This is a genomic window from Xanthomonas hortorum, from assembly GCF_011305375.1.
In the GTDB taxonomy this organism is placed as follows: Bacteria; Pseudomonadota; Gammaproteobacteria; order Xanthomonadales; family Xanthomonadaceae; genus Xanthomonas; species Xanthomonas hortorum_E.
Genome location: NZ_VCME01000030.1, coordinates 1 through 12,866 on the forward strand (window position 1 = coordinate 1; position 12,866 = coordinate 12,866).

Sequence of the window (12,866 nt, forward strand, 5' to 3'; positions counted from 1 at the left end):
AGCCTGGTTGGTCGAGGGCGCGGTGCCCTCACCGCTCGCGGGACACGCCGTGAATCCGTCCGTGGAGGCTCGGTGGCGGCATCCATGCCGCCACACGGTCCCGCAATCGGCGAGGACACCGCACCAGAAAGTTTGCTGGTTGTTTTATTGAAAGCTATGCACACCGACCATCTCGACTGGTCCTTGCCCGCCCACCGTCGCGGGACCTTACGCGGCATGGATGCCGCGTAAGAGCCTACACGGACGTACTTGCGGCGTGTCCCGCGATGGTGGGCGGGCAAGGGCCCTGCAGCCAAGCCGCAGATCAGCCGCTCTACAACTGACCTATTCGCACTGTCGAACCGCTTCGATACGCTGAGCCGGTAAAGCCCCATCGCGCCCAGGTGGCCCTACCGGGCATCGCGTTTCGTTGCTGCGCACACAAAAACGGGGTATCGCGTTTCGTCGCTACAGCACACAAAAAAAGCCCCGGCAGTGCCGGGGCTTTTTGGTTTACAGCGAACGCCTGACTCAGCGATCCGGACGATGCGATCCAGCGTCGCCCTGTGCCGCGACGTATTCCTTGGACTGCTCGTCCAGCTTGTCGCCCAGCATGCGGCGCACCACCACGAAGAACAGCGGGATGAAGATCACGCCGAGCACGGTGGCGAACACCATGCCGCCGATCACGCCGGTACCGATGGAGTGACGCGAGTTGGCGCCGGCACCGGTCGAGATGGCCAGCGGCAGCACGCCCAGGATGAAGGCGAACGAGGTCATCAGAATCGGGCGGAAGCGCAGGTGTGCCGCTTCCATTGTCGCCTCGCGCAGGGTCTTGCCCGCTGCCCGCTGCTCCACTGCGAATTCCACGATCAGGATCGCGTTCTTCGCCGCCAGACCGATCACCGTGATCATGCCGATCTTGAAGTACAGATCGTTGGGCAGGCCACGCAGCATCGAGAAGACAATTGCACCCAACACACCGATCGGCACCACCATCAGTACCGCCACCGGAATCGACCAGCTTTCATACAGTGCGGCCAGGCACAGGAATACCACCACCACCGACAACGCGAGCAACAGCGTGGCCGCGTTACCGGCGATGATTTCCTGGTACGACATGCCGCTCCAGTCGAAGCCGAAGCCTGGCGGCAGATCGTTGTTGACGATCTCTTCCATTGCCGTCATCGCCTGGCCGGAACTGCCGCCCGGAGCCGGGTTACCGACGATGTTCACCGCCGAATAGCCGTTGTAGCGGTTCAGTGCCGGCGAGGCGTAGGTCCAATCGGCCTTGACCACATTGCTCAGCGGAATCATTCCCGGCTGCCCATCGGCACCGACGGCTGTCGCACTGGGGCTGAAGAAGCTGCGCAGCGACTCGGGGCCGGTACGGAACTGGTCGTCGGCACGGATGTTGACGCGCTTGATGCGGCCTTCGGAGAAGTAGTCGTTGATGTACACAGGCGCCAGCATCAGCTGGATCGAGCTGTAGATATCGCTGACTTCCAGGCCCATCGACTGCGCCTGCACACGGTCCACCGACAGCTGCAGTTGCGGCGCGTCTTCCAGCCCGTTCGGGCGCACGCCCACCATGGTGTCCTGCTTTTCCGCCGCCTTGCCCAGCACGATATTGCGCGCCTGGGTCAGGGCTTGCTGGCCTGCGCCGGAGCGGTCCTGCAGCCACATGTCGAAGCCGCCGAACTGGCCAAGGCCCTGCACGGTGGGCAGGTTGACCACAAAGATCTGTGCGCCCTTGATGCCGTAGAACATGCCGTTGAGCTGCTTGATCAACTCCTCTGCGGTCACATCGCGGTCTTCCCACGGCTTGAGCCGGATAAAGCCCATACCCACGTTTTCGCCTGAACCCAAGAAGCTGAAGCCGGCGATCTGCAGCATGCCTTCCACGGCCGGCTGCTTCTCCAGTACCGCACGCATCTGCGCAAAGGTCTCGTTGGTGCGGATCTTGGTGGCGCCCGGCGGCAACTGCACGATGGCCAACGCAAAGCCCTGATCTTCTTCCGGCAGGAAGCTGCCCGGCATGCGCGTAAACAGGAAGCCGCACAACACCACCAGCACCACGAACACAATCATCCACGGTGGCGAGTGCTTCAGGGTATTGCCGACCACGCCCACATAGCGATGCGCCAGCTTGTCGTAGTACTTGTCGAAGGTGCGGTAGATCCAGTTCTTCTTGGTCGAATGGGTCGACTTGAGGAACGCGCCGCACAGCGCCGGGGTGAAGCTCAACGCCAGGAACGCGGAGAAACCCATCGACATGGCGATGGTCAGCGCGAACTGCTTGTAGATCGCGCCCGAGGCGCCGGGTTGCAGCGAGGAGGGAATGAAGACTGCTGCCAGCACCACGGTAATGGCCACCACCGCGCCGGTGATCTGGGTCATCGCCTTCTGCGTGGCCGCCTTGGGCTCCAGATGTTCCTCGCTCATGATGCGTTCGACGTTCTCGATCACCACGATCGCGTCATCCACCACGATGCCGATCGCCAGCACCATCGCAAACAGCGTCAGCTGGTTGATGGTGAAGCCGATCATGTACATGCCGAAGAACGTGCCCAGCAGCGCGACCGGAATCACCAGCGTGGGAATCACGGTGGCGCGGAAGTTCTGCAGGAACAGCAGCATCACCAGGAACACCAGCACAATGGCTTCCACCAGCGTGTGGATCACTTCCTCGATGGAAATGCGCACGAAGGTGGTCGACTCGTATGGCGCAAACCAGGTCACGCCCTGCGGGAAGGTCGGCTGCAGTTCGTCGAGCTTGGCACCGACCGCTTCGGACACATTCAGTGCGTTGGCGCCGGGCAACAGCTGGATACCGAACGCACCGGTGGGCTTGCCGTTGTACTGGGTGTCGAAGCCGTAGTTGCTCGGCCCCACGGTGACCCGCGCGACATCCTTCAAGCGCACCGTGGCACCGTTGTTGTCGGTGCGCAGGATGATGTTTTCGAACTGGTCCGGCGAGCTGAAGCGGCCTTCCGCCGAGACGGTGGCGGTGAAGCTGATGCCTTCCGGGGTCGGGTCGGCGCCGACCGAACCGGCAGCGAACTGCACGTTCTGGTTACGCACCGCAGTCAGCACCTGGCTGGCCGACAGGTTGTAGCCCTGCAGCTTCTCCGGGTTCAACCAGATGTTCATCGCGTACTCGGCGCCGAACTGGTTGGTGCTGCCCACGCCGGGCACGCGCGAGATCTGCTCGAGCACGCGTGAACCGACGATGTCGTTGAGCGCATCGCGGTCGATCGACGGGTTGTCCGAGCGCAACGCGGCCACCATCAGGAAGCCGGCGTTGGCCTTGGCCACCACCACACCCTGCTGGGTGACTTCCGAGGGCAGACGCGGCGTGGCCAGCGACACCTTGTTCTGCACCTGCACCTGTGCGATATCCGGGTCGGTGCCGGTTTCGAAGGTCAGGGTGATGGTGACGCGGCCGTTGGCGGCCGAGGACGAGTTGAAGTACAGCAGGTGGTCGATACCGGTGAGCTGCTGCTCGATGACCTGGGTCACCGCTTTCTCGGAGGTATCGGCGCTGGCGCCGGGGAAGTTGGCGGTGACGGTGACCTGCGGCGGGGCGATCGTGGGGTACGACTCGATACCCAGATTCAGGATCGAGATCACGCCCGCAAGCGAGATCAGGATCGCCACCACCCAGGCAAAGATCGGGTGTTCAATAAAAAACTTAGGCATGTCCGGTTTCCGTCACTGCTGCTTGGACTGGGAGTCGGCCGGCTGCGCCGCCGCATCCGGCTTGGGCTGCTGCTGCGCCGCGGGTGCGGCTGCATCGGCCTTGTCGGCTGCCGGTGCGGCCTGTGCGGCCTGTGCGTCGCCGCCCTGCGCTGCGGCCGGAGCCGCACCTGGCGCACCTGGCTGGCCGCCTTGCGCCGGCTTGTTCGGATTCCACGCAACGCCCTTGGCCGGCTGGCCTTCCTTCGCCTTCTGCACGCCATCGACGATGACCTGGTCGCCGGGGGCCACGCCGCCGGTGACGATCCACTGGCCCTTTTGCTGGCCATCGACGGTGAGGTTCTTGCGCGCTACCTTGCCGTCCTTGCCCAGCACCAGCACGAAGGCGCCCAGGGCGTCACGTTGCAAGCCCTGCTGCGGGACCAGATACGCGTTGTTGCGCTGGCCCAGGCTGGCCTTGAAGGTCACGAACGCACCCGGCAACAGTGCCTGCTCCGGGTTGGGCAGGGTCGCACGCAGCGACACCGCACCGGTGCTCGGGTCGACCGTGACCGCCGAGACGTCCAAGGTACCCGGATGCGGATACTGCGTGCCGTTGCCCAATTCCACATTGATGGTGGATTTGCCATCGCCGCTGAGCTGCACATTACCGCTGCTCTGCGCCTGGCGCAGTGCGGCGAGTTCTTCGCTGCTCATCGCAAAGTTCACATACAGCGGGTCGATCTGGTCGACCGTGGTCAGCAAGGTCGCTTCACCGGAGCCGACCAGCGCACCTTCGGTGACGCGCTGAATACCGGCGCGGCCGGTGATCGGCGAGGTGACGCTGGCGAAGCTGAGCTGGATGCGGGCGGACTCCACCGTGCCACGTGCCTGCTGCACGTTGGCGCGCGACGAGCGCTCGGTGGCTTCGGCGTTGTCGATATCGGCACGCGAGACGTATTGCTGCGGTGCCAGGCTGCGCGCGCGCTTGGCGGCGATCTGGGCGTTGGCATAGGTTGCCTCGGCGGCGGCCAGCTGGCCCTGGGCCTGCAGCAGCGTGGCGCGCAGCGGCATCGGGTCGATTTCGAACAAGCGCTGGCCTTCCTTGACGTCGGTGCCTTCGGTGTACAGGCGCTTGAGCACCACACCGTCCACGCGCGCGCGCACGTCGGCCGAGCGGTACGCCGACAGGCGGCCCACCAGGTCGCGTTCCAGCGGCAGGGTCTGCGGCTGCATTCCCAGCACCGACACTTCCGGCGGCGGCGGCGCCTGTTGTTGTTCGGGCTTGCTGCAGGCAGCGAGCGCCACGGTGATGGCACAAGCCAGGCCGAGTGTGCGGAGCGGGGCAATCATCAGGAGGAACTCCGTTAGGGTCTTGAAGCGAGAAAGGAAAGCGGGGACAGCGAAGGCGTGGCAGCGGCCGCGGCGAACGCGCGCAGGAAGGTGTCGACAGCGAATTGCGCCCACTGCTGCCTGGCGGGGAGGCCGGCGCGATGGGGAACCTGAAAGCGTTGCCGATCGAAATCCAGACCGACGATCATGCTCAACAGCAGTTCGGCCATGAAGTGCGGATCGTCATGGCGCAGCTGGCCGGCATCCATCGCCTGCTCGAAGCGATGCGCCAGGCGCTGCTGCATGCCGACCACCCCGTCATGGAAGATCTGCTGCGACTGATCGGGAAACCGGTGCGACTCGGCTTCCACCAACCGACAGGTCTGTACCACATCGGGGCGGTTCAGGCGATCCAGATGGGCCAGCGCGAAGGCCAGCAGATCCTCGCGCAACTCGCCCGAGGCGGTACCCAGCGGCACGGTGGCCAGATGCACATGGTCCTGAAGGACATCGCGCAGCAGGTTTTCTTTACAACCGTAATAACTGTAGAGCGTCTGCTTTGAGCAGCCGGCGCGCTCGGCCACCGCGTCCATGCTCAGCCGCATGCCGCGCTCGGCGAGCAGCGCATGCACAGCCGCATGGATGCGGCGATCGCAGTCCGAGCGCCGGGCAGCACGGTGGGAACGGGGGGTCATGGCGGTAGACTATACCGTCCAGTTTAGTTTTTAAAAAGACTTGACGGTCGCAGTTTGGTCTGCGCAAGCCCTTGTGCGACAAGCACCTGACCGGACTTTGCCAGATCTGGCGGTCCAGCTGCCACCTGCGCCAGTGCGCATTGCACCTCTGCGGGGAAACTACACAGCGGTAATGTTTTTGCAGCCTGCGCGCGCCGACTGACGGCTGAGGATTTGCGCTATGCAGCAAGGCGTCGTCATCGCGCATCGGTACAATTCAGGTTTTCCACCGAGCATCCCAGCTCTCTCATGACAGCCAAGAAAGCCGCTTCGAAATCGTTCACGACGCCGACCAAGCCGGTCGCCGAACGTGCCGTCCCCGTGCTTGCCGGCGCACCGCAGGCGGTCGTTCTGGAGCCGGTGTTTGCCGCATTGCGCAAGCGCTACCCGGCGGCCCGCCAGGCCGAAGTGCAGCTGTTCGCAGCCGGCTTCTATCGCCGCATGGAAGAGGACGAGTTCCCCAACCATCCGCCCGAGCAGTGGGCGGCGCTGGCGGCGGACATGCTGGAATTTGCACGCACGCGCAAGGCCGGCACGGTCAACGTGCGGGTGTTCAACCCGACCTTGAAGAGCCACGGTTACGAGTCGCCGCACACGCTGTTGCAGATCGTCAACGACGACATGCCTTTCCTGGTGGACTCGGTGAGCATGACGCTGTCGGACCTGGGCATCGGCGTGCACGTGCTCGGCCACCCGGTGCTGCGCATCGCGCGCGACAAGGCCGGCAAGCTGACCGCGGTGGGCGAGGGCAAGAGCGAATCGTTGATGGTGCTGGAGATCGACCGCCAGCCCGCCGAAGAAATGCCCAAGGTGGAAGCGGCGGTGCGCAAGGTGCTGGCCGAAGTGCGCGCGATCGTGCACGACTGGGCCGCGATGCGCGAAAAGATGGTGATGCTGGCCGACGACCTGGCCAGCCGGCGCTTGCCGATGGACGACATCAGCCGCCACGAGGCGCAGGAATTCCTGCGCTGGGCCTCGGCCGACCACTTCACCTTCTTCGGCTATCGCGAATACCGCGTCGAGAAGCAGGACGGCCAGGACGTGCTGGCGCCGGTGGAAGAGACCGGGCTTGGCCTGATGCGCGGCCACGACACCTCGCCGGCGCGCCCGGTGACCACGCTGGCAGCGCACGGTTTGAATACCTCGTCCAAGCTCAAGGACGCGCTGATCCTGACCAAGACCAATGCGCGCTCGCGCGTGCATCGGGTTGGCTACATGGATTACATCGGCGTCCTGGAGTTCGATGCCAAGGGCCGCATCGTGGGCGAACAGCGCTTCCTGGGCCTGTTCACCTCCAGCGCCTACAACCGCCGTCCGTGGGAAATTCCGCTGGTGCGTCAGCGCCACGAATACGTGATGAGCAAGTCCGGGCTGACCCCGAGCAGCCACAGCGGCAAGGCGCTGCGGCACATCCTGGAAACGCTGCCGCGCGAGGAGCTGTTTCAGTCCAACGAAGAAGAGTTGTATCGCACCGCGATCGGCATTCTCGGTCTGCAGGAGCGCGTGCGTAGCCGCATGTTCCTGCGCCGCGACAAGTACAGCCGCTTCATTTCCGCGCTGGTGTATATCCCGCGCGAGCGTTTCAACACCGATGTGCGCCTGCGCATCGAAGCGTTGTTGAAAGATGCGCTGCATGGCGAGTACATCGACTCCAGCGTGGTGCTGGGCGAGTCGCCGCTGGCGCAGCTGCATCTGATCGTGCGGCCCAAGAGTGGCGAGGCGCTGGAATTCAACACCACCGAACTCGAATCGCGGCTGGCGCATCTGCTGCGCAACTGGCGCGATGCCTTGCGCGAGGCGCTGGTGGCGCGGCATGGCGAAGCCAATGGTTTGCGCATGGCGGCCAACTTCGGCCGTGCGTTGCCGGCTGGCTATATCGAAGATTCCTCGATCGAATCGGCTGTGTCCGACGTTGAGCATCTGGCCACGCTGGACGGCCCGGACGACCTGCATCTGAGCCTGCAGGAAATCCGCCGCGATGACGGCATGCGTCTGGATGCCGGCGAAGGCCTGCGCCTGAAGCTGTATCGCCAGCTCGACGACATTCCGTTGTCCGATGCGATGCCGATGATGGAGAACATGGGCCTGCGGGTGATCTCCGAGCGGCCGTACCGGCTGCAGGTTGGCGACACGCCGGTGTATATCCAGGATTTCGAGGTTGAATCGACCGCCGGCAAGATCAATGCGGCCCACGCCGATGCCGGCTTTGGCGAAGCCTTCGAACGCATCTGGAATGGCGATGCCGAAAACGACGGCTTCAATCGTCTGATTCTGGCCGCCGGCCTGCATTGGCGCCAGGTCGCGCTGCTGCGCGGCTATTGCAAGTATCTGCTGCAGACTGCGGTGCCGTTTTCGCAAGCCTATGTCGAGGCGACGTTCACCCGTTACCCGCTGCTGGCGCGCTTGTTGGTGGAATTGTTCGAAGCGCGCTTCGACCCATCCACCGGCAAGGAAACCAAGGCGCAGATCTTCGCCGGCCAGGAACGTCTGCGCGAGGAACTGTCGGTGTTCGCTGCTGGCGACGAAGTCACGCTCAAGGCCTTGGAGCCGGTGCTGCAGGCACGTGGCAGCGACCGCGCCGCGCAGCAGGAGGCCACGCGTGCCACGCTGCTGAAGTTGATGGACCGCGTCTCCAGCCTGGACGAAGACCGCATCCTGCGCAGCTTCATCGACGTGATCGATGCCACGCTGCGCACCAACTATTACCAGACCGACAAGAGCGGCAAGCACGGCCATTGCATCAGCTTCAAGCTGGATTCGGCGATCGTGCCGGATCTGCCCAAGCCGCGTCCGTACCGCGAAATCTTCGTCTACAGCCCGCGTGTGGAAGGTGTGCACCTGCGCTTCGGCGCGGTGGCGCGTGGCGGCCTGCGTTGGTCGGACCGTCGCGAAGATTTCCGCACCGAGGTGCTGGGGCTGGTCAAGGCGCAGATGGTCAAGAACACGGTCATCGTGCCGGTCGGCGCCAAGGGCGGTTTCTACGTCAAGCGCTCGCCGGTGGGCGGCGACCGCGATGCCGTGCAGGCCGAAGGCATCGCCTGCTACAAGCTGTTTATCCAGAGCCTGCTCGACATCACCGACAACATCGTCGGCGGCAAGATCGTGCCGCCGCCGCAGGTGGTGCGTCACGACCAGGACGACCCGTATCTGGTGGTCGCTGCCGACAAGGGCACCGCCACGTTCTCCGACATCGCCAACGGGTTGGCGCTGGATCACGGGTTCTGGATGGGCGATGCGTTCGCCTCCGGCGGCTCGGTCGGTTACGACCACAAGGGCATGGGCATTACCGCGCGCGGCGCGTGGGAGTCGGTCAAACGCCACTTCCGTGCGATGGGGCGCGACTGCCAGAGCCAGGAATTCAGCGTGGTCGGCATCGGCGACATGTCTGGCGACGTGTTCGGCAATGGCATGTTGTTGTCGCGGCATATCCGTCTGCTGGCCGCGTTCGATCACCGGCATATCTTCCTGGATCCCAATCCGGATGCAGCCGCCTCGTTCGCCGAGCGCGAGCGCCTGTTCAAACTGCCGCGGTCCAGCTGGGCCGATTACGAGGCCAAGCTGATCAGCGCCGGTGGTGGCATCTATCCGCGCACCTTGAAGTCGATCGACATCAGCGCGCCGGTGCGCGAAGCCTTGGGCCTGGAATCCAACGTCAAGCAGCTCTCGCCGAACGAACTGATGAACGCCATTCTCAAGGCGCCGGTGGATCTGTTCTGGAACGGCGGTATCGGCACCTATGTCAAAGCCTCCAGCGAATCGCACGCCGATGTGGGCGATCGCGCCAACAACGGACTGCGCGTCAATGGCGGCGAGTTGCGCTGCAAGGTGGTGGGCGAGGGCGGCAACCTGGGCCTGACCCAGCTCGGTCGGATCGAGGCCGCGCAGACCGGCGTGCTGCTCAATACCGACTTCATCGACAACTCGGCCGGCGTGGACACCTCCGATCACGAGGTGAACATCAAGATCCTGCTCAACGACATGGTGCAGGCCAAGAAGCTCACCTACGACGCGCGCAACACGCTGCTCGCCTCGATGACCGACGAAGTGGCCGACCTGGTGCTGTGGGACAACTATCGCCAGAACCAGGCGATCAGTCTGATGGAGCGGATGAGCGTCAAGCGCCTCGGCTCCAAGCAGCACTTCATCCGCACGCTGGAACTGCAGGGCCTGCTCGATCGCCAGATCGAGTTCCTGCCCTCCGATGCGGAACTGTCCGCACGCAAGGCGCGCGGGCAGGGCTTGTCGCGGCCGGAGCTGTCGGTGCTGTTGTCGTATTCCAAGCTGGTGGCGTTCCAGCAGTTGCTGGAATCGGATATTCCCGAAGACCCGTATCTGTCCAAGGAATTGCAGCGTTACTTCCCGCAGCCGCTGCAGAAGAAGTACGCCGATGCGATGGAACGGCACCGCCTCAAGCGCGAAATCATCGCCACTGCGGTGACCAACACCACCATCAACCGCATGGGCGCCACCTTCCTGATGCGCATGCAGGAAGACACCGGCCGTAGCATCGGCGAGGTCGCCAAGGCCTACACCATCAGCCGCGAAACGCTGGATGCGCGCGCGCTGTGGACGCAGATCGATGCGCTGGACGGCAAGGTGCCCGAGTCGGTGCAGATCGATGCACTGGAAGTGATCTGGCGCCTGCAACGCTCGTTCGTGCGTTGGTTGCTGTTGCGTCCGGGCCAGATGCCGGGCATCACGGCGGCGGTGGAGCGTTACCACGGCCCGTTCAACGACATCCGTGTCGCTTCCGGTGTGCTCTCCGATACGCAGCGCCCGCAGTACGAAGGCAGCGTGCAGGAGTGGCAGGAGAAGGGCTTGCCGCCGCAACTGGCGCAACAGTTGTCCGAGCTGCGCTATCTGGAACCGGCGTTCGACATCATCGAAACCGCACGCACCCGCAAGCTCAAGCCGGTGGAAGTCTCCAAGGTGCATTTCCGCCTGGGCGAAGCGCTGCGTTTGCCGTGGTTGTTCGAGCAGATCGACGCGCTGGAGGTCAACGGCCGCTGGCACGCGGTGGCACGTGGTGTATTGCGCGACGAGCTGGCTGCGCATCAACGCGCGCTGGTGGGCCAGGTGTTGACCATGCCCGGCAGCAGTGCAGAGGACAAGGTAGCCAACTGGCTGGCACGCGACGATTCGAGCCTGCGCTTCACCCTGGCCATGCTGGCCGATGTGGCCGAACAGAAGACCCTGGACTACCCGACCGTATCGGTGGCGGTGCAGCGACTCGGGCAGTTGGCTGCGCACGGGATGTAACGGTGTGCAGCGAGGTGATGGCGGAGCGATTGCTTCGTCATCATCCTCATTGGAATCAGTCGGCAACGTCGTTTCCTGGTGAGTCGAGGGCGCGGTGCCCTCACCGCTTGCGGGACACGCCGCAAGTACGTCCATGTAGGCTCGGTGGCGGCATCCATGCCGCCATACGGTCCCGCAAGCGGTGAGGACACCGCACCAGAACGTTCGTAGGTCGCTTCGTTGAAAGCCTGCCTGTTATTCGTTCGCGTTGCGACGCTGATCGGACGCGCCGTCATCCAAAAAACGCGCGTATTGCACTGCTTGCAACCATGCACACCGACGCTCTCGATTGGTCCTTGCCCGCCCACCGTCGCGGGACCTTACGCGGCATGGATGCCGCGTAAAAGGACGTACTTGCGGCGTGTCCCGCGACGGTGGGCGGGCAAGGGCCCTGCAGCCAAACCAAAGACCAGCCGCCCTACACCGATCCATCCGCTCCGACCAATCACGACAAGACCACCGAGATCTCACGGTGTTGAAGTGACTGGCAAATCGTTGCGAAGGATAGAAGGGTAGGTGTGGCCTTACTCAGAGACGGCATGTGCACGTGTTGCGCACGATCGCTGAAACAGTGCTACGGCCGGCTTATGTTGTACGGCTTTCTTGTACGGCACCTGGGCCGAAGGATCTGCATCCGGCTTCTTACTTGATCTTGACGACCACCTTGCCCTTGGCACGGCCCTGCGCAAGATAGTCCAATGCTTCCTTCGCTTGCGCGAACGCAAACACCTTGTCGATGACCGGGCGGATGCGTTCGGCTTCGAGCAATTCGCCGATCTTGGCCAGTTGCGTGCCATCGAGGCGCACGAACAGAAAGGTGTAGGCGACGTTGTGCTTGTTCGCTAGACGGATGATCTTGCGGCTCATCATGGCGAAGACGAATTGCAGCACGACATTCAACCGGCGCGCGCGCGCGAAGGCTTCATCCAGTGGCCCGACCAGCGACACGATCTTGCCGCCTGGCTTGAGAATGCCGAGGGATTTTTCGATCGTATCGCCCCGGATGGTGCCAAGCACGACGTCGTATCCGCGCAGGACGGTCTCGAATTCCTGCTGCTTGTAGTCGACCACCTCGTCTGCGCCGAGGCTGTTCACCAGTGCGACGTTGCCGGTGCTGGTGGTGGTGCCCACGCTGGCGCCGAAGTGTTTTGCAAGCTGGATCGCAAAGGTGCCGATGCCGCCGGAGCCGGCAGGAATGAAGACCTTCTGGCCTGGCTGCAGGGCAGCGCGTTCTTGCAAGGCCTGCCAGGACGTGAGTGCGACCATTGGCACCGAGGCTGCCTGCACAAAATCCAGGTTGGCCGGCTTCAGCGCTGCGGCGCTTTCCGGGACCGCGACGTAGTCGGCGAGCGTTCCGCGGCCCAGATCGAACACGCTGGCAAAAATCGCATCGCCTTTCTTGAAGCGGGTGACGCGGCTGCCGACCTCGACGACGATCCCGGCCACGTCGCTGCCCAGCGTGGCGGGCAAGTCGAACTTCACCACGGGCTTGAAGATCCCGGTGGGAATCATGTTGTCGATCGGGTTCACGCCAGCGGCGTGCACCTCGACCAGCAACTCATTGGGTTTCACTGTCGGACGCGGCAACTCGCTGAAGCCGATGTCGGGCGATTTCCCATAGCGTTTGAAGGTCAGTGCTTTCATGTGGTTCGAGTCCAATGCGGTTGTGTGTGAGTGGCCGGGCGTCTGCGAGTCCCGGCCGCCTTCACCTGTTGCGCTGGCAAATCGGTGGGTGCAGCTTGACCGCGATGTGAGCCGTTTGAATCGATTGGATCTGTGGAGTGGCGCCAAGACACGCAGATGCGTAAATCCTCACCTAGATGCCCGCACTGGTCGCGAAGGCGA

At 63.7% G+C, this 12,866-nt stretch carries 5 protein-coding genes; 1 reads left to right on the top strand and 4 read right to left on the bottom strand.

Features of this window, described 5'->3' with window-relative positions; genetic code table 11:
- Positions 1 to 510: 510 nt before the first annotated feature.
- The 3 genes from FFY45_RS20970 to FFY45_RS20980 are packed head-to-tail and all read right to left on the bottom strand — an operon-like array spanning position 511 to position 5,684.
- Positions 511 to 3,681: a multidrug efflux RND transporter permease subunit gene (locus FFY45_RS20970; RefSeq protein WP_176341902.1), complete on the bottom strand. Its 3,171-nt coding sequence runs from the start codon at positions 3,679 to 3,681 to the stop codon at positions 511 to 513.
- Between the two features lie 12 nt (positions 3,682 to 3,693).
- Positions 3,694 to 5,010 (bottom strand): efflux RND transporter periplasmic adaptor subunit, encoded by a 1,317-nt coding sequence (locus tag FFY45_RS20975; protein WP_176341903.1) that lies wholly within the window; start codon positions 5,008 to 5,010, stop codon positions 3,694 to 3,696.
- A 14-nt stretch (positions 5,011 to 5,024) separates the two neighbouring features.
- Positions 5,025 to 5,684 (bottom strand): TetR/AcrR family transcriptional regulator, encoded by a 660-nt coding sequence (locus FFY45_RS20980; protein ID WP_176341904.1) that lies wholly within the window; start codon positions 5,682 to 5,684, stop codon positions 5,025 to 5,027.
- Positions 5,685 to 5,972: 288 nt separating this feature from the next.
- Here FFY45_RS20980 and FFY45_RS20985 point away from each other — a divergent pair, with 288 nt between their 5' ends.
- Positions 5,973 to 10,982 (top strand): NAD-glutamate dehydrogenase, encoded by a 5,010-nt coding sequence (locus FFY45_RS20985; RefSeq protein ID WP_176341905.1) that lies wholly within the window; start codon positions 5,973 to 5,975, stop codon positions 10,980 to 10,982.
- Positions 10,983 to 11,663: 681 nt separating this feature from the next.
- Here the strand turns inward: FFY45_RS20985 and FFY45_RS20990 are convergent.
- Positions 11,664 to 12,812, bottom strand: a complete 1,149-nt coding sequence (locus tag FFY45_RS20990) for an NADP-dependent oxidoreductase (protein WP_306432100.1) — start codon at positions 12,810 to 12,812, stop codon at positions 11,664 to 11,666.
- Between the last annotated feature and the right edge of the window lie 54 nt (positions 12,813 to 12,866).

What these genes read in the sequence shown, in the direction of transcription:
- FFY45_RS20970 (WP_176341902.1), bottom strand. Translation starts at nt 3,681, where the DNA reads ATGCCTAAGTTTTTTATTGAACACCCGATCTTTGCCTGGGTGGTGGCG.
- FFY45_RS20985 (WP_176341905.1), top strand. Translation starts at nt 5,973, where the DNA reads ATGACAGCCAAGAAAGCCGCTTCGAAATCGTTCACGACGCCGACCAAG.
- FFY45_RS20980 (WP_176341904.1), bottom strand. Translation starts at nt 5,684, where the DNA reads ATGACCCCCCGTTCCCACCGTGCTGCCCGGCGCTCGGACTGCGATCGC.
- FFY45_RS20975 (WP_176341903.1), bottom strand. Translation starts at nt 5,010, where the DNA reads ATGATTGCCCCGCTCCGCACACTCGGCCTGGCTTGTGCCATCACCGTG.